Consider the following 19,124-nt stretch of genomic DNA (forward strand, 5'->3'; position numbering starts at 1 on the left):
TTGTGGATAACCCTGCGGGGCGACACGCCGCCGATCAACAGGGTCGCGGGTGCCCGAGCGAAATGGATTGCCCCACTAAGTTTCCGATGGCAAGCATTGGTCTGCACCCAGCCGTGTCGGCCATTCGGGCGACAGTCGGCTACGCCGCCCGACAGCTTCGATGACGTGATGCGGAGTTTGCTAGGACGCGCATGACCACCCTTGGGCGAACTTGCCGCGCTGGTTTTATCCACAGCGCCGGGCACGGCCGCCCCCTCCGCGCCCGACGGGCCGCGGCTTGCGATGCGGAGCCGATTTTTCACGGCCGAACAACAGGGGTTATGATCGGCGTCACACGCGCTGTTTGTGACAGATCTCACTGGGGGAGGGCCATAGATCGTGCAGGTAGGGAGGGTTTGATGGCGTCACATCCGATGGGTCCGGGTTCAGCTGTACCGCCGTCTGAATGGCACACGTCGTCGAATGTCTATACGCGCGGCCAGATGATGGCCTGTCTGCGCGCCGGCGTCATCGCGCTGATTCTGCTGGGCGTTCTCGCGCTCATCGTCCTGTTCTGATCCGCAGCAAAAAGATCCCCGGCTCAACATTGTGAGCCGGGGATTTCCTGTACGGACGGGTGAGCGTTCTCAGGCGGGCGGGTAAACGCCCATGCCCTTGGCCTTCTCGGTCTGCCAGAAGATGTCAGCGATCTCGTCGATCGTCTTGAGCAGCTTCTCGGCGACGGCGACGTCGAGCGACTTCTTGACGTCACCTGCCCCGTGCACGCCGTCCCAGAACAGCTGGTGCAGATTCGGGAACTGCTCGAAGTGCTCCTTGGTGAAGAAGTCGGCCCACAGCACCATCAGGTGATGCTTGACCTCCTCGGCGCGCTGCTCCTTGATGAGAATTGCGCGGGTCTTGAAGTGCTCGTCATCGGAGTCCGCGTACTTCTGAAGGATTTTCAGGCAGGAGAGCGCTTCGATCTTGGCCTGGGCGGGGTCATAGACGCCGCAGTACAGATCGCAGTGGGCGTGGGCGGGGGTGGCGTTGGCGAAAAGTCGATGCAGCATGTTCCTAAACCTACCCTTTGGGGGTGGACGGAAACCATCCGCGGCGACGGTGGCCGCTACGCCGTTTCGCCGTCGTCGAGGACTCGATGCGTCCCACCCTCAATCCAGGTGACGGGCTGCTGGCGGTCAGCGGCGGCGCTCCCCGGCGAGGCCAGCTTCGCGTGTTTGCCGACCCCACTTCGCCGTCGCGATGGCTCGTCAAACGCGTCGGAAATGTGCGAGGGCGCGGCCGCAGCGCGACATTTGAAGCCGTTTCGGACAATCCGCGCGCGGTAGGGGTCGTCGACTCGCGGCAGTTCGGTTGGGTGCCCGCGGCAGGCTCTTACCGCGTGCTGTGGACGGTCCGTGCGCGTTGAGTGTTGTGCGTGTCCACTTGCTAGCAGGTTTGACCTGCCGCATTCTGGTCAAATCGACCCAAAGGCGTGTCGCGGAGGAATCCGAACACCGATGGCGCGGAGGCGAGATGGAAATGGGGTCTGGCCGGGCGATAGAGATCGCCCCTTTCCATTCGCATGGGTCTCTCAAGGGGTTTGTGGTGTCCGGTCGGTGGCCGGAGTCCACAAAGGAGTGGGCACAGCTACTCATCGTCGCCGTGCGCGTCGCGTCGCTGCCCGGATTGCTCTCAACCACAACGATTTTCGGCGCCCGTGAAGAGCTACCGGACGCGCCCGTCCCCGGCACCGTCGGACTGGTCGTGGCCGAAGGCACGGTGGTCGGTGAATCCGCAGTTCCCCCAGGGCATTTCGCCGAACACCAGCCACCCGCGCTACTCATGCTGCACCCACCCTCGGAGACCATGCCGTCGCTGCCGGAGTGCAACGGCGCCGCGTCGGGTTGCGTGCTGCTACCGGGGCTCCCCTATCTCGGTCTCGAGCATCGCGCAGCGTGGGTCGAAGCGGAAGCCGACGGCACAGTGACGTCGATGGTGAGCCGGGTCGGTGTGGATCCCATCAGCCATCCCGACACCGCCATCTTGGCGATGCTGCTTGCGGCATAAGGTTTTTCGAACCATTTGATTCGTCGCCCTGAACGCTCGATTCGGGCACCCGAAACTCGCTTGCCGAGTGGCGCGGCCCCGAAACCGCCGCTATCGTCGACGGAGTCAGCGAAGGGGAGTAGCCCCCAATCGTCGAGTCGACATACTGGCGGCCGCGCACGTGAGGAGCAATAGTGCCGGAGCCCGGCCGACGAACCGCATTGCGGTGGGCGAGACCTTCGACCGAAGTCTGACGGGTTGCGCGCAATCGACCCGTCGGCGACGTGTCGAGAGGTCGTTCCCATGCTCACCGCCGCACTGGTCAGTCTCTCCGTGGTGTTCGTCGCCGAACTAGGCGACAAGTCGCAGTTGATGACCATGACCTACGCCCTGCGGCATCGGTGGTGGGTGGTGCTGTCCGGCGTCGGCATCGCGTCGTTCATGGTGCACGGCCTGTCGGTGACGGTCGGCCACTTCCTCGGTCTCACATTGCCCCAACGCCCGATAGCGTTCGCCGCCGCGATCGCCTTCTTGTTGTTCGCGGTGTGGACGTGGCGGGAGGGCCGCAGAGGCGGCGACGACGAGATCAAGGTCGCCGAACCGCGGCATGTGCTACTGGCCGTCATCTCCTCGTTCGTTCTCGCCGAACTCGGCGACAAGACGATGTTGGCCACCGTCGCCTTGGCCAGTGATCACAACTGGGCAGGCGTCTGGATCGGCGCGACCGTGGGCATGGTGCTCGCCGACGGCGTGGCCATCGCGGTGGGCACGCTGCTGCACAAGCGATTGCCCGAACGGTTCCTACACGGTTTGGCCAGCGTGCTGTTTGCCCTCTTCGGAATCTGGATACTGCTCGACACGGCGATCGGTCTGCGCTGGATGGCGATCTCGGCTACCGCGACGATCGCCGTGGCTGCGGCGATGGGGGCCGCGGTGACCCTGGTCCGCAGCCGACGCGAGCATTCTCCTGCGCTGTTGCCACTCGAACCGTCGCGCGATCCCGAAGACCCTCCTGCTGGCTACTGTCGGTCAATCGACTGACCAGGTTCTGACGGTCTGCTCGCTATCGGGCGTCAACTGCCGAGGAGCATGACGGCCGGTGTCCATACCACCCACTTGCGTGCGCAACTAGCAAACACCGGTTTCCGCTTCCTTTCGCGCATGCGGAGTTGCCCGTGGTGAACTTCAGCATTCCTGTGACGGGTTGTGCGCAACTTCTGCAAAAGTCATCGCCAGGCAGCCGTTATTATTTGCTTCGCCGCACCGTAAGATGACGGTGCCGGCACACACCGACGGCGCCGTTAAGACCTGTAGCGGCCTCACGAAACAAAAGGCGGGTTAACTTTTCCGCGGTTTGCACTTGGTTGTTGGCACAACTCTCGCTACGATGATCAGCAAATACGCCGCCCCAGAAACCCGCTCGTCCAGCAAGTGGAGGTCAATTCGATGAGCAAGACGTTCGCCGCCCGGCTAAACCGCCTGTTCGACACGGTTTACCCGCCCGGTCGTGGCCCGCATACGTCCGCTGAAGTCATCGCAGCGCTCAAGGCAGAGGGCGTCACGATGTCGGCTCCGTACCTGTCGCAGCTCCGCTCAGGCAACCGCACCAACCCCTCGGCGGCCACCATGGCAGCCCTTGCCAACTTCTTCCGCATCAAGCCGGCTTACTTCACCGACGACGAGTACTACGAGAAGCTCGACAAGGAATTGACCTGGCTGGCGAATATGCGCGACGAGGGTGTTCGCCGTATTGCGGCACGCACCGTCGGTCTGTCCGTTGAGGCCCAGCAGGACATTGTTCAGAAGGTCGACGAGCTGCGTCGCCGGGAGCACCTGGACGATTAGCTTGCCGCTCGCCGCAACGCGGCGTCCGGCGAATTTGGGCAATTCGGTCTGTCAGGCCGACCCAGTCTTGGAGATTGCCAGTTGGCGATACTGCTGTGCGATCTCGAGGATCCATTCGCGATCAGAAAATGACGTGGGCTGGCGCAGCCAGCCAAGTCCAGGGAAGGTAGCGCCGGCATCGTCCGGCGCGTCTTCTCGGCCGTCGTAGATCCACTGCGCGATGCCGCGTGCCTGCTCCTCCGGCGGCACCCCCGGTGACTCGACTTCGGATACGTCGTCTTCCTCATCGAGCTCACGCGCAGGTGGCGTTCCGACGGGCCGCTTGCGCGCCGCGTCGGCCGAGGTGGCCTCGAGGAACAGCGCGTCCGAGATCAGCGACATCCGCTCGGCGACGCGAAACACCAGCGGTCCGCGGGGCCGGACACCGATGCCGATGTCCGGGTGGCGCCGACCGAGTTCGGTGAGCAGCGGTGAGATGGTGCGCAGCTCATAGCGGGCGCCGAACCAGTCCTCGACGCTCGGTAGCAGCGAGCCCGCCGCGACGACCAGCATCGCGCAGCCCAGTAGCGTGGCCGCCGCGCCGACGCCGAGTAGTTGGGTGCTGCCGGCGGCCCGCAGCAGGAAAAACGCGGACGCCAGCACGATGAGCACGATGCCGAGGGTGAACACGAACAGTGCGCGCCCGCGTCTGCTGCGATTGGAGTGACGCATTCCCGCCCACGACACCAGGGTCAGCGCCAAGAACACATAGAGCAGGGGCAGCAACCACGGCAACCTTCCGCCGCTGGAGGCCAGGTTCTGCTTGAGGTACTCCTCCGGCGCCATCTCCGATTGCTGGCCCGAAGCGAAGAAGATCACCAGACTCAACAGCCCGATCACGCCGGCAACGCTGTACTGCGCAATAGCAATTTTTCGAATGGTCGCGGGTGACTTCTCCGACGCGACGGTCGTGATCATCACGCAACTGCCCGCGGCGCAGCCGATCAAGGCCAGCTGCGATAACCCCATCGCAAGGTTGTTCCAGCCCAGCGCCTCATCGATCAGCAGCGTCAGCGGCTGCCAATTCAGCGCCGCGACCACCCCGAGGCTGCCAAGCGCGAGGATCATCGCGGTACTGACGAGAGACTGCTTGTTGACCAGGGCCCAGCCAATCCGGAGGCCGGTCGCCAATCCGAGCAGACCGGCGATCACCCAGATGATCAACCAAATGCCTCTCCGAGCCGGACCTGAACTATCGAGGATCGATCCGACGGAAGCCGACCAAGGCGGTAGATGAGCAGTGCCGCGAAGTCCTCGGCCTCCTGCTCGGCGTCTTCACCCGCGGGACCCATGCAGCCGGTCCGCTGGTTGAGCATGTAGCCGATCAGGTCGGAACTGGCCATCTCGGTGTTCTCCCGGGCTGCCTGGACCACAGGGATGCCTTCGTGCCCGAGCACCAGGTGGCCGAGCTCGTGGGCCAACGTGCGGTCCCAGGCGGGGAGGCCCTTCTGGATCAGGAAGACGTCGCGGTCGGCGTACTGACGCCACTGCCCACACACTCCGGGTGGCAGATCGGCCATCTTCAGTTCAATGGGCCGGTCGCGGTCCTCGCTCACCGCATCGACAAGGCGGGGCAGTGACACTTCCCCGCGTCGTGGGGCGAGTTCGAGCACCGCGCTTACGGCACGGGTGACGCGGCGGCTGGCAGGCATACAACCCCCTTCTCGACGAGTCCACTATGCGCTGTCCCGCCCCAAAAAGGCGGGCAGTTGTCAGTTCACGAACCTTGCGGTGCCGTTTGTGTGTACCGCATGGCCCGCCTTTGCCTGGCGATATCCAACCCATCCCCCGGCACCGGTGAGTACCAGCATGCCCGTTACGCCGGGCACTGCCAAGGCCGCTACCTGGGACAATCCTGCATTCCGCAAATAATCGGCGTAGCCGACCCGGTATGACGCAGCCGGTACGGCCACGTTGCTGCCCACATTGGCAGGCAGTGGCTCTCGGCCCGCAGGTGGCTCGGCAGAAACGGCACGCGGAGCTGCTGGCAACTCCGGTAGACCCGCCGACCCTGCTCCGAGCCCCGCAGCAGGCGCGACGATGATCGGCAGCGTCATCGGCGGGATCGGAACCTCGACGGCCGCCGCTCCGACGCCGGGAACCACGTCGATCGCCGACGGCTCGGAAGCCGGTGGCAGCTGCATGGCCGGCACTTGCGGGCGGCCGGACGGTGCCTCGGCCCCGCCACCGCCGCCGCCACCGATACCCGGCGCAGGCACGCCCACCGAGGAACTTGTCGTGGACGTTGTGCCGGTGGTCTCGCTCGACGTTGTCGTCTTTGTCGTCGTGGTCTTCGTCGACGATTCCGTGGTCTTCGTCGACGATTCCGTGGTCTTCGTCGACGATTCCGTGGATTTCGTCGTCGACGGGCTGGGCGGCGGCGATTCCGAGCCTCCACCGCAGTGCTGCGCGTTCCCGTTGCTGCCGTCGTTGCCGCAGTTGCCGTTCCCAGGATTCTCGCCGTTGCCGGGTTTGTCCTCGGCGGACTGCGGATCCTCTTCCGCGCTGGCTTTTGAACCGTCCTTGCCGTCGGAGTCGCTCTTCGGTCCGTTGTCGTGCACGTCGTTGGAATGAGTACCGGGCGGCAGATCAGATGGCGACGACGGCTCGGCGATTGCCAGCGCCCCGCCCAGGCCACACAGGAAAAGCCCTACAGCGACGAAGCAGGCCGACGCGGCGCCGTGCACACGCGAACCCACCTCGTCACCACCCCTTCAAGGCGTCAGCAGTCACCTATTCACAAGACCCGTCAATCTTCGCACAGCCAGGGCAAACGGTTCGCTGGCAAGTTGAATGTACCCGCGAGGAGGACACGCCGAAACCGCCAATGACCCGGACGATAATGTTGGGCTGCACCATTTCTGCTTTTGTCATGATTCGCCCGCCACGATGACCGGGAGGCCGCCGGGATGAGCCTGTTCAAGCGCAAAACCCGTGCCACCCGCCGGGCCGAAGCACGCGCGATCAAGGCCAAGGCCAAGCTCGAGGCGAAGCTCGCCGCGAAGAACGAGGCCCGCCGCATCAAGTCCCAGCACAGGACCGAAACGCGGGCCCTCAAGGCGCAACTGCGGGCCCAGCGCGAGAGCGACAGGGCCGCACTCAAGGTCGCCGAGACTCAGCTGAAGGCGGCGCGCGAAGGAAAATTGTTCTCCCCCAGCCGAATTCGACGCCTTCTTACGGTGACCCGGCTGCTTGCTCCGATCGCCGTTCCGCTGTTCTACCGTGGCGCCGTCGCCGCACGCGGCTATCTCGACGAACGCAAGGCCGACCGGCTCGGCGTTTCGCTGAGCCAGCTCGGCCAGTTCTCCGGCCACGGCGCTGAGTTGTCGGCGCGGATCGCGGGAGCCGAGCAGTCGTTGCGCCTGGTTGCCGAGAAGAAGCCGAAGGACGCCGAGACCAAGCAATTCGTCGCGGCGATCACCGAGCGTCTGCGCGACCTGTCAGCGGCGGTCACGGCCGCCGAGAACATGCCGTCGTCGCGCCGCCGCGCAGCGCACGACGCCATTTCCCAGCAGCTCGACGGCATCGATGCCGACCTGATGGCCCGGCTCGGCCTGGTCTGACCGACGTGTCTCACGGCCGTTCCAGAGTGCGCAATCCCGCTGCGCGCCTTCGCGGTTCGGCCGCGGGCCTGCTGACCGCAGCGCTGGCGGTGGCGGCGCACTCGGTTGGCAGTGGGACAGCACCGACCGGCGCCGTCGTCGCGCAGTTGGCAGTCCTCGCGGCGACAGTCGGCGCTCTCGCGGCGACGATCTCCCGCGCCGCCGATGTCAGGGTGCTGCTGGGCTTGCTCGCGGCGGGCCAGCTGATCGGTCACGTCATGCTCAGTGCCGCCGGGCATCACCACCCCGAGGTGGCGGGTCCACCTGCCGCGGTGATGCTCGCCGCGCATGCAGTGGCGATCGGCGCGGGCGCGCTTCTGATCGCCGCGAGTGATCGGCTGTGCCGTGCGGTGTCACGCGCAGTGCGCGTCGCGGTTCGGATCGTCGCCGTGCCGGTTGCAGGACCGCCTGTCGTAGTGGTCGGCCAGGCCGATCAGCCACTGCGCTCCACACTTCTGATTGCCGCTTCGATGTCGCACCGGGGTCCGCCGGTCAGCCGCAACTGCTGACCGACATCCCAACGACACAAGAAAGCCACAATCGAATGCGATCCACTACTCGGGCGTCCTCGCGCGCCCTCATCACCGGTGCGCTGGTATCCATCGGCCTGTTGGCCGCCGCTGCGCCCGCATCCGCCCACGTTCGCGCCACCGCGGACAATCCCACGCCCGGCTCCTATTCGTTGGTCACCTTGAAGGTGCCCAACGAGTCCGAAAAGGGCGCGCTCACAACACAATTGAGCGTTACTTTGCCCAACGTCGCATCCGCCAGCACGGAAGCCATGCCGGGCTGGACCGCCAAGCTGGACCGCGACGCGGCCGCGGGCACCGTCCGCTCCGTCACGTGGACTGCCGCGCCAGGAACGGGTATCGCAGCCGACCAGTTCGCGCTGTTCCGGATTTCGGTGAAGCTGCCCGACACCCCCACACTCAGCCTCCCGGCCATCCAGACGTATTCGGATGGGACGGTCGTGAAGTGGGACCAGCCGACACCGGCGGGCGGAGCCGAACCCGAATACCCGACTCCCGAAATCGCGCTGACAGGCGCCAAGTCCGAAGCGGGTGATGGCGATCCGACGCCGATGACCCAGGCGGCCCACGGGTCGCCTGCGGCTCCTGCCGCCGACAACACCGCACGATGGTTGGCCGGCGGCGCGCTGGCGCTGGCCGCCGTTGCGGTGGCGACCGCGCTGCTGGTACGACGACGAGCATGAATCGCTTCCTCGCGGCACTGGTCCTGGCCATCTCGCTGACCGCAGCGGCGATGGCCGGGGCCGGTGTGGCGTCGGCTCATGCGACCCGCCTGGCCACCGACCCAGTCGAGAACAGCGAACTGACCAAGGCGCCGGAGAAGGTCAGCGCGACGTTCAACGAGGCGCTGCAGCAGTCATTCGCCGCGATGACGGTCGTCGGTCCCGACGGCAACCTCTGGTCGACGGGCGACCCGCATGTCGATGGCGCTGTCGTCAGCGTCGGCGTGCGGCCACTGGGCCCGTCCGGCACCTACACGGTGAACTACCGGGTGACGTCCGCCGACGGGCACGTGGTCTCTGGGTCGTGGTCGTTCAAGATGACGGTGTCCGGCACCGGCACACCAGGGCCGTCGGCATCGGCGACGAGCGCGGCGGATGACGGCATCCCGGTGTGGCCGTTCTTCGTCGCGGCGGGCTTGATCGTCGCAGGCGGCGCACTGTGGGCGGTGCGACGGCAGAAGTGACCCCGCTGACCGCAACGCTGGTGCGGGCGGCTGCCGACTTCTGCGCGGTGGTCGCGCTCGGCCTGGCCGTGGTGCCGATGCTCGACATCGACCGCTATCGCGGTGAGCTGATCCGTCGTGCCACCGGCCCGTTGACCGTGGCAGGCGCGGCCTGGTTACTCGCCGAGCTGCTTCGGTTGGGGGTGGCAGCGGCCCAGGCCGCGGCTACTCCGCTGTCCCGGCTGGGCGTGCACACCGCGGTCGATTTCGCCGTGCACACCACACCGGGGCGGTCGGGATTGTTCAGCGTGGTGGCCGCGGCGCTGGTGTGCGTGGTCGTAGTGGTGGTTCCGCGCTCGGCGGCGACGAACGTCGCGGTCGTCGGCATCGCGGCCGCGGGACTGGCGGCGCGTCCGCTCACCGGCCACCTGTCCGAGAGCGCACTGGGCGGGTTGGCGATGGCCGTACACACCCTCGCTGCGGCGGTGTGGTGCGGTGCGCTGGCGGCACTCGTGCTCACAGTCGACCATCGCGGTCAGTGGGCGCGGGTGCTGCCGCGGTTCTCGCAGCTGTCGCTGGCGTGTGTGGCTGCGCTGCTAGTCGGTGGGGTGCTGGGCGCCGCGGTGACGCTCGGGGCGCCCAGTCAGCTTTATACGACCGCATATGGGCGGCTGCTGTCGGCGAAGGTCGTGGTGACCGTGGTGCTCGTGCTGCTGGCGTACCGCAACCGGACGGTATGGCTGCCCGCAGCGCGTTCGCACCGAACCACGGCCGTGGTGTCGCGGTCCAGGGCACTGATCGAGGTCGCGATCATGGCCGTAGCGCTGACCCTGGCGGCCGCGTTGGCCGTGACCGGTTAGCGCCATCTCCGGCCTGGCATGATGGGAGCCACTGCCGGGTAGACGTAACGGTCGCAAAGGAGCAGCCAGATGGCAGACCAGCAGGATCGGCCCGACGAGACGCCTGACGCCGCCATACCGGCAGAGCAACCGGCCTCGTCGGCGCCCAGCCCTGATCCGGCGCCGCCAGCCACCGAATCGCCCGCGCCACCTGCCCCGCCTGCCAAGGCTGCTGCGAAGAAGGCGCCGGCCAAGGCGGCCAAGAAGACGCCTGCTAAGAAGGCACCTGCTAAGAAGGCCGCCAAAAAGACCGCAGCCAAGAAAGCCCCGGCGAAGAAGGCGCCGCCCGTCGCCGCGAAACTGGCGGACACCAACGGTGATCTCACGTCGGCCGCCAAAGAGGTTGCGGCACAAGCGAAGTCAACGGTATCGACTGCGAGCAACCCCGTCGCCGGACCAGCACCCGTGCCGTTGATCGGTCCAGAGCCGTCGCGCCTGCCGCTGGCTGCCGCTATCGCCGCCGGCGTGCTGGCGATCCTGGTCGTGCTGCTGGCGTCCCGCCGCGGAAGCAGCAATTGAGCACGCGCGATTCCGAGGGTTAATCTCCTTGACCCTGACGCGGCGTCAGGGTCGATAGTGGCGTCATGGACGCCAACACTGTCGGCGCGGTAGCCGCCCTCACGGGTGTCTCCGTACGCACTCTGCATCACTACGACCACATCGGTCTGGTGGTGCCGAGCGTCCGCACGCAGGCGGGTTACCGCGGATACACCGACGCCGACATCGAGCGGCTGCACCTCGTGCTGGTGTACCGCTCGGTCGGGATCCCGCTCGACGATGTCCGTGCGCTGCTCGATGACCCGGGTGCGGACGTGGTCGAGCATCTGCGGCGCCAACACCAATTGCTGCTGGAGCAGGCCGACCGACTGCAGCACACGATCAAAGCAGTGGAGGAACTGATGAACGCTCACCGCAGCGGTATCCAGCTGAGCGCGCAGGAACAGGTGGAGATCTTCGGCACGACGGCTTTCGGCGAGGAGTACGCCACCGAAGCCGAAGAGCGTTGGGGCGACACCGATGCGTGGAAGCAATCCCAGCAACGGGTTTCGCAATTCAGCAAGCAGGATTGGATCGCGATCAAGGCCGATGGCGACGCCCTGCTGTCGGACTTGGCGCGGGCCAAGCGCGACGGCGTCGAACCGGGATCCGCAGAAGCGAACGCGCTGGCGGCCCGTCACCGCGCGTCGATCGAACGCTTCTACGACTGCGGCGACGAGATGCACCGCAATCTGGTGCAGATGTATCTGGCCGACGAGCGGTTCACCCGCTATTACGACGACGTCGAACCGGGGCTGGCGCAATTCCTGCACGACATCGTGGTGGCTAGCTACGCTTAACCTCCTATAACCCGAGTTCAACGGGTTTGGGGGGAGTTGGCGGTGCACCCACCGTCGGGCACGGTGACCTTTCTTCTCACCGACCTCGAAGGGTCCACCCGTATGTGGGAAAAGGACCCCGAGGCGATGAAGGCGGCCATGGTGCGCCACGACGAAATCCTGGAGAAAACGATTGCGGCGCACCGCGGATTCGTGTTCGCGCGGATGGGTGACGGCATGGCGGCTTCATTCGCAACGGCGCGCGACGCGCTTTCGGCGGCGATCGCGTTTCAGCAGGCCCTGGCGCGGGTGCCGTGGGGTACCGAGCGCCCGTTGCGGGCCCGGGTCGGATTGCATACCGACGAGGCGGTGATCGTCGACGACACTGGTTATGCGAGCTTGCCGATCAATCGGTGCGCGCGGTTGATGGCCGCGGGGCACGGGGGGCAGACGCTGATTTCGGAAGCCACCGAGATGCTGATGCGCGGTCAGTTACCCGACGGTATGGCACTGGTCGATCTCGGCGAGCACCGACTGCGCGACCTCGGCCGGCCGACACGCATCTTTCAATTGAAGCGCTACGGCGATCACGCTGAATTCCCACCGCTACGCACCCTCGATGCATTTCCGGGAAACATTCCCGCACAGGTCAGTTCGTTCATCGGGCGGCAAGACGATGTAGCCCGAGTGTGCGCGGCGCTCGAAACATCCAGGGTGGTAACAGTCACCGGCGTGGGCGGGGTTGGCAAGACCCGGTTGGCATTACAGGTCGCTGCCGAGATACTGCCCCGTCATCGAGACGGTGCGTGGCTGATCGAGCTGGCCGCCGTTCGCGACACGGCGGCGGTGGTAGACGCGGTCGCTGAGGTGTTTCGCGTCACCGGCCGCGCTGGTCAGCCGGTCGAAGACTCCTTGCTCGAGATGTTTGCGCATAAAGAGGCACTGCTGGTCCTGGACAATTGCGAGCACGTGCTCGGCGTGGTGGCAAGGCTCGTGAGCCGGATAGAACGGCAGTGCCCCGGCATCGCGGTCTTGGCTACCAGCCGCGAAGGACTCGCGATCGACGGCGAACAGATCCTCGCACTTCCGCCCCTGGACGCCGGGCAACCGGACGACGACATCGACCGGCTGATACACACCGACGCGATAAGCCTGTTCGTCGAGCGCGCGCGCCAAGTCAAAGCTGACTTTGCACTGACCGCCAATAACTCGCGCGCAGTGGTCGATATCTGCCGACGTCTGGACGGTGTGCCGTTGGCGATCGAACTGGCGGCCGCACGCGTAATGGCCTTGAGTCCGGCCGAACTGCTGCGCCGGCTCGACCGCCGATTTGAGGTGCTTTCCGGTGGACGCCGGGGTGCAATCGAGCGGCACGCGACATTGCGGGCCGCGATCGATTGGTCCTACGACCTATTGAACTGTGCCGAGCAGCGACTGCTCGTGCGCCTCTCGGTATTCTCCGGAGGCTGCACGCTCGAAGCAATCGAAGAGATCTGTAGTGGAGATCCGGTCGAGCGTGACGATGTCATGGACTTGGTCGCCGCGCTTGTCGCCCGCTCGCTTGTGGTTGCCGAGGACAACGACGTCGGCACCCGCTACCGCCTTCTGGAAACCATTCGCCAATACGGCGAAGAACGGCTCGCGGATCACGGCGAAACCGATGCGTTGCAGCTTCGGCATGCCGCGTTCTATACCCGGCTCTCCGCGCGCGCAGCCGAAAACACGCACGGGCCAGAACAACTCGTCTGGACCCGACAGATCAAGCTCGAGCGGGACAACTTTCTCGCCGCCCTGGCGAAGGCGGTCCATTCCGGCAACGTAGCAGCGGCCGTCGAGTTGGTGGCCAGCTATCCCATCCAATACCGGGCGGAGGGGACAACCGGTGAGATAGCCGTAGTCGACGTCACGCCCGTGCTCCGCATGCCCGGGGCATCCGAACAGCCGGCATATCCCTTCGCGCTCGTGGTGGCGGCGTATAAGGCGCAATCGATCGGCGATTGGCAGCGCGTGAACGAGCTGTGCGAGCAGGCACTGGAAGCTGAGAAAAGACTCGGCGCGATACACGGTCCGAAGATCGAGATGGAGATCTGCAGTCTGCAAGCTCAGATCTTTCTTGGGCGCGGTGCCTATGGCGATGCGGTCTCGGCATACTCAAGGGCCGCCGAATTGGCAAACCGCGATGGATCTCCCGGCATGGCCGCGATCTTCCTGGCCTACAAGGTCAGTTGTGCGATCCTCGGAGGGAGTCCGGCGGAGGAGCTGGAGCCGACTGCCGAGGAATCTGTTGCGCTGGCAAGACAATCCGGGATGCCGGGCGCCATGGTCATCAGCCTCAACTCGATGGCGATGACGCTATCAGAGCGTAATCCGCTGCGAGCTAAGACGGTTCTTCGCGAGAGCATCGAACGCTCAAGTACCCCCGGCCAAGAAGTACCGACGGGTTTCATCATGGCCGCAATGGTTGCCACCAGACTTGATCAGTGGGAAATTGCGTTGGCGCTTGCAGCTCGGAACCTGCAGATGTGGCGCGGAGTGCAGGCATACATGGCCGCCGCCCCCAGCCTGGCCGTATGCGCGCGGGCGCTCGCTGAGGCTGAACCAGAGGTGGCGGGGGTGCTGCGGGGTGCGGCCTATGCCGCCTACCAGCACGGAAGCACTGGACAGTCCGCGCCAGACACAGAAGGCGGCAACCCCAGCATCAACTATCTCCATCAGGAGCTGCGCAATGCAGGTGACATCGTTACCGCTGCGTTGGGTGAGGAGCGAAGACGGCAGCTGCGTGAGCAGGGCGCCGCGATGACCATGGACGAAGCCGCGTCCTACGCCCTGAGCCACATCGATCCGAAGCTTCTCGTCGGACCCATCTCGATGGCTCAGGACTAAGAGATGACCGCACAGCCGCCTTCGGGCACAGTGACTTTCCTGCTCACCGATCTCGAGGGTTCCACCCGGATGTGGGAACAGGAACCCGATGCGATGAAGGCGGCTATGGTGCGCCACGACGAGATTCTCGAGAAGGCGTTCGCGGCGAACCGTGGTTTCGTCTTCGCGCGGATGGGCGACGGCATGGCCGTCGCCTTCGCGACAGCCGGTGATGCGATATGCGCTGCAATCGCAATCAAACAAGCTCTCACAGAAGAGAATTGGCGAACAGCGACGCCGTTGAAGGCCCGCATCGGGGTGCATACCGCGGAGGCTGTCATCGTCGACGACACCGGCTATGCCAGCTTGCCGATCAACCGATGCTCCCGGCTGATGTCGTCGGCGCACGGCGGACAGATCGTCCTTTCCAATACCACTGAATCCTTGGTGGGCGATGCGCTGCCCGATGACGTCGAGCTGACGGATTTGGGCGAGCACCGCCTGCGTGACCTTGGCCGACCCCTCAGGATTTTCCAGATCGGGCGGGAAGAGTTCCCACCTATTCGAGGCTTGGATTCCTTCCCCGGCAATCTGCCCGCCCAGGTGAGCTCATTCATCGGACGCCAGACCGAGGTGTCCCGCGTCGCTTCCGCGCTCGGCGAATCGCGAGTTGTAACGATTACGGGCGTGGGCGGAGTTGGCAAGACACGCTTGGCAATCCAGGTTGCCGCCGATTTACTACCCCGCTATCGCGAAGGCGTTTGGCTTGTCGAGTTGGCATCTGTGACCGAGCAGTCGTCTGTCGTCGAGGTGATATCTGACGTCTTCCATGCCGCCAGTCGAAGCGGGCAGTCCCTCGAGGACAGCCTCATCGAAACCCTCTCCCGTAAACAGGTGCTCGTGATACTGGACAACTGCGAACACCTCCTGGGATCGGTATCACGACTTGTGACGCGCATCGAAGAGTCGTGCCCCGGCGTGGTCGTGCTGGCGACAAGCCGAGAAGGGATGGCAATCGAAGGCGAACAACTGATTGCACTCCCGCCGCTTGGTACCGGTGCGCCGGGCGACGACATCGATCAGCTGATACACACAGAAGCCGCCAGCTTGTTCATCGAACGGGCTCGACGGGTCAAATCCGACTTCACGCTGACTCAGGACAATGCACATGCAGCCGTTGAGATCTGCCGACGTCTCGACGGTGTGCCACTCGCGATCGAGTTGGCCGCAGCCCGCGTTATCGCGTTGAGCCCCAACGAGATTCTGCGGCGTCTGGATCGTCGCTTTGACCTTCTCGCGGGCGGTCGGCGAGGCGCAGTAGGACGCCACGCTACGCTTCGCGCGGCGATAGACTGGTCATATGAGTTGCTCGACTACAGCGAGCAGCGGCTTCTCGCACGTCTGTCCGTGTTCGCCAGCGGCTGCACCCTGGAGGCGATCGAGGAGGTGTGCAGTGGCGATCCCGTTGAGCGAGACGCTGCGCTCGATCTGATCACCGCCCTGGTCACCCGCTCATTGGTGATCGTCGAGGACCACGCGGCAGGAACGCGGTACCGCCTGCTGGAAACCATCCGCCAGTACGCAGAGCAGAAGCTCGCCGAGTTCGGCGAGACGCAGACGGTGCGGACTCGACACTCCCGCTTCTACGCCGACCTCTGTCTGGGGACCACGCGAGGCCATTTCAGAAAGCTCGCAGTTGATTCCGAGGTGTCATGGACCGGAAGGATAGGTGTCGAACGCGACAACATCCGGTCGGGGCTCGCAAATGCCATCGACGCCGGCGACGTTGAGGACGCGGTCCTGATCGTCGCCAACCATCCTCATCGTGATCGCGCCCAGGCTGGTCGCACCGGTCAGGTGTTCTCGGTGCCCGCCTCACGGGTGATCCAGATGCCGGGCGCGACAACGCATCCGGAGTATCCGAGGGCGTTGATGGTCGCGTCGTACGAGGCACTGGACAGTGGGGACTACGCCCGCGCCGACCAGCTGTGTCAGCAGGCGCTGGAGGCTGCCAGCCGCATGCCCACTCCAGTAGAAGGACCACCGATCGCGCTCGACGCACTCACCGTACGGGCGGAAGAGGCGATGGGAGCCGGTGAGTACGACGATGCGGTCGCCGCTTATGTCCACGCAGCGCAGCTTGCCGAGAGCAGCGGCTACCAGGGAATCGCCGCCATTCATCTTGCCTACAGCGTGACCAGCGCCCTGCTCGGCAACGGCGACCCGGAGGCGGCGCTGGGCCGGGCCGAGAAGTCGTTGGCGTTGGCGCGTCAGAACGAGATGTCGGGTGCAATTGTGATCGCGCTGAATGCCCTTGCTCTTGCACTCGTAGAGCATGACCCCGAACAGGCCCGAACGCTGCTCCACGAGAGCGTTGAACGCAGCATCACTCCTGGCGAGGAGATCGCTCCGGCGTTCGTCACCGCAGCGTTGGTCGCCGGTCGGCTGCACGACTGGCGACTCACACTGGCGCTGGCAGGCCGGGCCATGTACATGTTCCGCGGCATCATGAACCCGCTGCATGCGGCACCATGCCTCACGGGGTGCGCTCGAGCGCTGGGAGAGGACCAGCCCGAGGCCGCCGGATTGTTGAATGGAGCCGCATTCGCCACCTTCCGAAGCGCCGACCCGACGACCCACACAGCGCGTCGAGCAGACAAGCAGCCGTTCGGAACCAGCACCAACTTCCTCCTGCAGATGCTGCGTGAAACCAGTGACATCGTGACGGCGGCGGTGGGCGACGCGCGGGCGCGCGAGCTCCGCCGGACCGGCGCCGCAATGGGACTGGACGAGGCGGTCTCCTTCGCCCTGGCCAACGTCGACCCGAAACTGCTCACCGGTCCCATCGCTAACATCGAGCGGTGACCATCGAGCCTCGCCCCACCGCTGACCTCGTCGACGAGATCGGCCCCGACGTCCGCAGCTGCGACCTTCAGTTCACTCAGTACGGCGGCCGGATGCAGTTCGCGGGTCCGATGACCACCGTTCGGTGCTTCGAGGACAACGCGCTTCTGAAGTCTGTGCTCTCGGAGCCCGGCAACGGCGGTGTACTGGTGATCGACGGCGACGGGTCGCTACACAGCGCGCTGGTGGGCGACGTGATCGCCGGGCTCGGCGTCGACAACGGCTGGGCGGGACTGATCATCAACGGCGCGGTCCGCGATGCGGCGACGCTGCGCACACTGCCGATCGGAATCAAAGCGCTTGGCACCAATCCCCGCAAGAGCACCAAGACCGGCGAGGGCCAACGTGACGTTGCAGTCGAGTTCGGTGGCGTACTGTTCAAGCCCGGCGAGATCGCCTACAGCGACGACGACGGCATTGTCGTCGTCACCGCAGACTGAATCGCTAGGCCGAAACGCGCTCCGCGGCACGGTGTTTGGTGAACGCCAACGCCTCGTCGTCGACGCTGCCATGCCGGATCAGGCGCAGGTCGAGCAGGTAGTTCTGCCTGAGTCGCCACGGTGCGACGTGACCGGCCTTCGGCAGGTAGTCCAGCGCGCGCAGCACGTAGCCCGGCGTGAAGTCCATCAGCGGCCGCTCGTCGACCGAGTTGCCAGGGTGCTGCGGCTCGACGGTGTCAAAGCCGTTGGCGTCCATGTAGTTCAGCACGCGGCAGACGAACTCCGAAACCAGGTCGGCCTTCAGCGTCCACGATGCATTGGTGTAGCCAATGGTGAACGCCATGTTCGGCATATGCGTGAGCATCATGCCCTTGTACGCCATGGTCTCGTTGAGATCGACCGGCTCCCCGTTGCGTGAAATCGCGGCACCGCCGAACAGCTGAAGGTTCAAACCCGTTGCGGTAACGATGATGTCGGCCTGCAGCTCTTCGCCAGAGGCCAGCTTGATGCCGGTCTTGGTGAAACGCTCGATGGTGTCGGTGACGACGTCGGCCTTACCCGAGCGGATCGTCTTGAACAGATCGCCGTTGGGCGCCAGGCAGAGACGCTGATCCCACGGGTTGTAACTGGGACCGAAGTGCTTCTCGACGTCATAGCCTTCGGGCAGGCGCCGCTGCGCCATGGTCATCAGCGTCTTGCGCATGAAGTTCGGGAAACGCCTGCTGATGTTGTACTGCGCGGACTGGAAGAGGATGCTCTTCCATCGGTTCAGCACGTAGGCCGGCTTGGTAGGCAGCGCCTTGTTGGTCCGCACGGTGAACGGGTCGACGTCAGGCAGCGCACCGATGTACGTCGGCGACCGCTGCAGCATCGTCACATGTCCTGCGCCCGAATTGGCAAGGGCCGGAATCAGAGTCACGGCGGTGGCGCCGCTGCCGATCACGACGATCTTCTTGCCCGTGTAGTCGAGGTCCTCAGGCCAGTGCTGCGGGTGAATGATCGTGCCCTCGAAGTCGTCGCGTCCCACGAACTCCGGGGTGTAACCCTCGTCGTAGTTGTAGTAGCCGCTCGCCGCGAACAGGAAGCCGGCCTTGATCTCGACCTCTTCGCCGTCGCGTTCGACGCGAACGGTCCACCGGTTCTCGGCGTCGGACCAGTCGGCTCCAACGACCTTCTGGCCGTAGCGGATGTGCTTGTCGATGCCGTACTCGGCGACCGTTTCCTTCAGGTACGCCATGATGGACGGACCGTCGGCGATGGCTTTCTCAGACGTCCACGGCTTGAAGCGGAAGCCAAGGGTGAACATGTCGGAGTCCGAGCGGATGCCCGGGTACTTGAACAGGTCCCAGGTGCCCCCGGGGTTCTCGCGGCGCTCCAGGATCACATAGCTCTTGTCCGGGCAGCGGTCCTGTAGGTGCCAGGCAGCGCTGATGCCGGAGATGCCGGCCCCGACGATGACTACGTCGACAAATTCGGTCATGATGTAAAGCTATCAAC

At 65.1% G+C, this 19,124-nt stretch carries 20 protein-coding genes; 15 read left to right on the forward strand and 5 right to left on the reverse strand.

Going from position 1 to position 19,124, the window contains the following annotated elements; genetic code table 11:
* Positions 1–398 precede the first annotated feature (398 nt).
* Complete coding sequence (locus tag GGC64_RS22340) at positions 399–557, forward strand: hypothetical protein (protein ID WP_192724694.1); 159 nt, start codon at positions 399–401, stop codon at positions 555–557.
* A 69-nt stretch (positions 558–626) separates the two neighbouring features.
* On the opposite strand, the gene sodN is transcribed toward GGC64_RS22340, so the two are convergent.
* Positions 627–1,049, reverse strand: a complete 423-nt coding sequence (sodN, locus tag GGC64_RS22345) for a superoxide dismutase, Ni (RefSeq protein ID WP_192724695.1) — start codon at positions 1,047–1,049, stop codon at positions 627–629.
* 23 nt (positions 1,050–1,072) lie between these two features.
* Here sodN and GGC64_RS22350 point away from each other — a divergent pair, with 23 nt between their 5' ends.
* The 4 genes from GGC64_RS22350 to GGC64_RS22365 all read left to right on the forward strand — a co-directional run bounded on the left by GGC64_RS22350 (position 1,073) and on the right by GGC64_RS22365 (position 3,870).
* Positions 1,073–1,405 carry a S26 family signal peptidase gene (locus tag GGC64_RS22350; protein ID WP_370582249.1) on the forward strand — a complete coding sequence of 111 codons (333 nt, stop codon included), beginning with the start codon at positions 1,073–1,075 and terminating at the stop codon, positions 1,403–1,405.
* 107 nt (positions 1,406–1,512) lie between these two features.
* A complete protein-coding gene (locus GGC64_RS22355; protein ID WP_192724696.1) occupies positions 1,513–2,046 on the forward strand; it encodes a peptidase in 534 nt (177 codons plus the stop codon).
* 282 nt (positions 2,047–2,328) lie between these two features.
* A complete protein-coding gene (locus GGC64_RS22360) occupies positions 2,329–3,066 on the forward strand; it encodes a TMEM165/GDT1 family protein (protein WP_192724697.1) in 738 nt (245 codons plus the stop codon).
* A 405-nt stretch (positions 3,067–3,471) separates the two neighbouring features.
* Positions 3,472–3,870: a helix-turn-helix transcriptional regulator gene (locus GGC64_RS22365; RefSeq protein WP_192724698.1), complete on the forward strand. Its 399-nt coding sequence runs from the start codon at positions 3,472–3,474 to the stop codon at positions 3,868–3,870.
* A gap of 51 nt (positions 3,871–3,921) precedes the next feature.
* Here GGC64_RS22365 and GGC64_RS22370 read toward each other — a convergent pair whose 3' ends face one another.
* Genes GGC64_RS22370 through GGC64_RS22380 form a run of 3 tightly spaced genes read right to left on the reverse strand, consistent with a single transcriptional unit; the run spans position 3,922 to position 6,608 of the window.
* Positions 3,922–5,073, reverse strand: coding sequence for a hypothetical protein (locus GGC64_RS22370; RefSeq protein ID WP_192724699.1), 1,152 nt, complete (start codon positions 5,071–5,073; stop codon positions 3,922–3,924).
* Positions 5,070–5,561, reverse strand: coding sequence for an ImmA/IrrE family metallo-endopeptidase (locus GGC64_RS22375; protein WP_192724700.1), 492 nt, complete (start codon positions 5,559–5,561; stop codon positions 5,070–5,072). Before GGC64_RS22375 ends, GGC64_RS22370 begins: the two co-directional genes overlap by 4 nt.
* Positions 5,562–5,621: 60 nt before the next feature.
* Positions 5,622–6,608, reverse strand: a complete 987-nt coding sequence (locus GGC64_RS22380) for a hypothetical protein (RefSeq protein ID WP_192724701.1) — start codon at positions 6,606–6,608, stop codon at positions 5,622–5,624.
* 210 nt (positions 6,609–6,818) lie between these two features.
* Here GGC64_RS22380 and GGC64_RS22385 point away from each other — a divergent pair, with 210 nt between their 5' ends.
* From GGC64_RS22385 to rraA, 10 genes are all read left to right on the forward strand, one after another.
* Complete coding sequence (locus tag GGC64_RS22385) at positions 6,819–7,472, forward strand: DUF6474 family protein (RefSeq protein WP_192724702.1); 654 nt, start codon at positions 6,819–6,821, stop codon at positions 7,470–7,472.
* A gap of 5 nt (positions 7,473–7,477) precedes the next feature.
* The gene (locus GGC64_RS22390; protein ID WP_370582252.1) at positions 7,478–8,020 is read left to right on the forward strand and encodes a hypothetical protein; all 543 of its coding nucleotides are present in this window, start codon (positions 7,478–7,480) and stop codon (positions 8,018–8,020) included.
* 35 nt (positions 8,021–8,055) lie between these two features.
* A complete protein-coding gene (locus GGC64_RS22395; RefSeq protein WP_192724703.1) occupies positions 8,056–8,724 on the forward strand; it encodes a YcnI family protein in 669 nt (222 codons plus the stop codon).
* Positions 8,721–9,227 carry a copper resistance CopC family protein gene (locus GGC64_RS22400; RefSeq protein WP_192724704.1) on the forward strand — a complete coding sequence of 169 codons (507 nt, stop codon included), beginning with the start codon at positions 8,721–8,723 and terminating at the stop codon, positions 9,225–9,227. The genes GGC64_RS22395 and GGC64_RS22400 overlap by 4 nt, the downstream gene beginning before the upstream one ends.
* Positions 9,203–10,066: a copper resistance D family protein gene (locus GGC64_RS22405; protein ID WP_370582254.1), complete on the forward strand. Its 864-nt coding sequence runs from the start codon at positions 9,203–9,205 to the stop codon at positions 10,064–10,066. Before GGC64_RS22400 ends, GGC64_RS22405 begins: the two co-directional genes overlap by 25 nt.
* 69 nt (positions 10,067–10,135) lie before the next feature.
* A complete protein-coding gene (locus GGC64_RS22410; protein ID WP_192724705.1) occupies positions 10,136–10,624 on the forward strand; it encodes a hypothetical protein in 489 nt (162 codons plus the stop codon).
* Positions 10,625–10,689: 65 nt separating this feature from the next.
* On the forward strand, positions 10,690–11,442 hold the full coding sequence (locus GGC64_RS22415) for a MerR family transcriptional regulator (protein ID WP_192724706.1): 753 nt from the start codon (positions 10,690–10,692) through the stop codon (positions 11,440–11,442).
* A 63-nt stretch (positions 11,443–11,505) separates the two neighbouring features.
* Positions 11,506–14,304, forward strand: coding sequence for an adenylate/guanylate cyclase domain-containing protein (locus GGC64_RS22420; protein WP_192724707.1), 2,799 nt, complete (start codon positions 11,506–11,508; stop codon positions 14,302–14,304).
* Between the two features lie 3 nt (positions 14,305–14,307).
* Positions 14,308–17,148 (forward strand): NB-ARC domain-containing protein, encoded by a 2,841-nt coding sequence (locus tag GGC64_RS22425; protein WP_192724708.1) that lies wholly within the window; start codon positions 14,308–14,310, stop codon positions 17,146–17,148.
* Positions 17,145–17,627 carry a ribonuclease E activity regulator RraA gene (gene rraA, locus GGC64_RS22430; protein ID WP_192724709.1) on the forward strand — a complete coding sequence of 161 codons (483 nt, stop codon included), beginning with the start codon at positions 17,145–17,147 and terminating at the stop codon, positions 17,625–17,627. The genes GGC64_RS22425 and rraA overlap by 4 nt, the downstream gene beginning before the upstream one ends.
* 4 nt (positions 17,628–17,631) lie before the next feature.
* On the opposite strand, the gene GGC64_RS22435 is transcribed toward rraA, so the two are convergent.
* Positions 17,632–19,107 (reverse strand): NAD(P)/FAD-dependent oxidoreductase, encoded by a 1,476-nt coding sequence (locus tag GGC64_RS22435; RefSeq protein ID WP_192724710.1) that lies wholly within the window; start codon positions 19,105–19,107, stop codon positions 17,632–17,634.
* Positions 19,108–19,124 lie beyond the last annotated feature (17 nt).

Source organism: Mycobacterium sp. OAS707, from assembly GCF_014873705.1.
In the GTDB taxonomy this organism is placed as follows: Bacteria; Actinomycetota; Actinomycetes; order Mycobacteriales; family Mycobacteriaceae; genus Mycobacterium.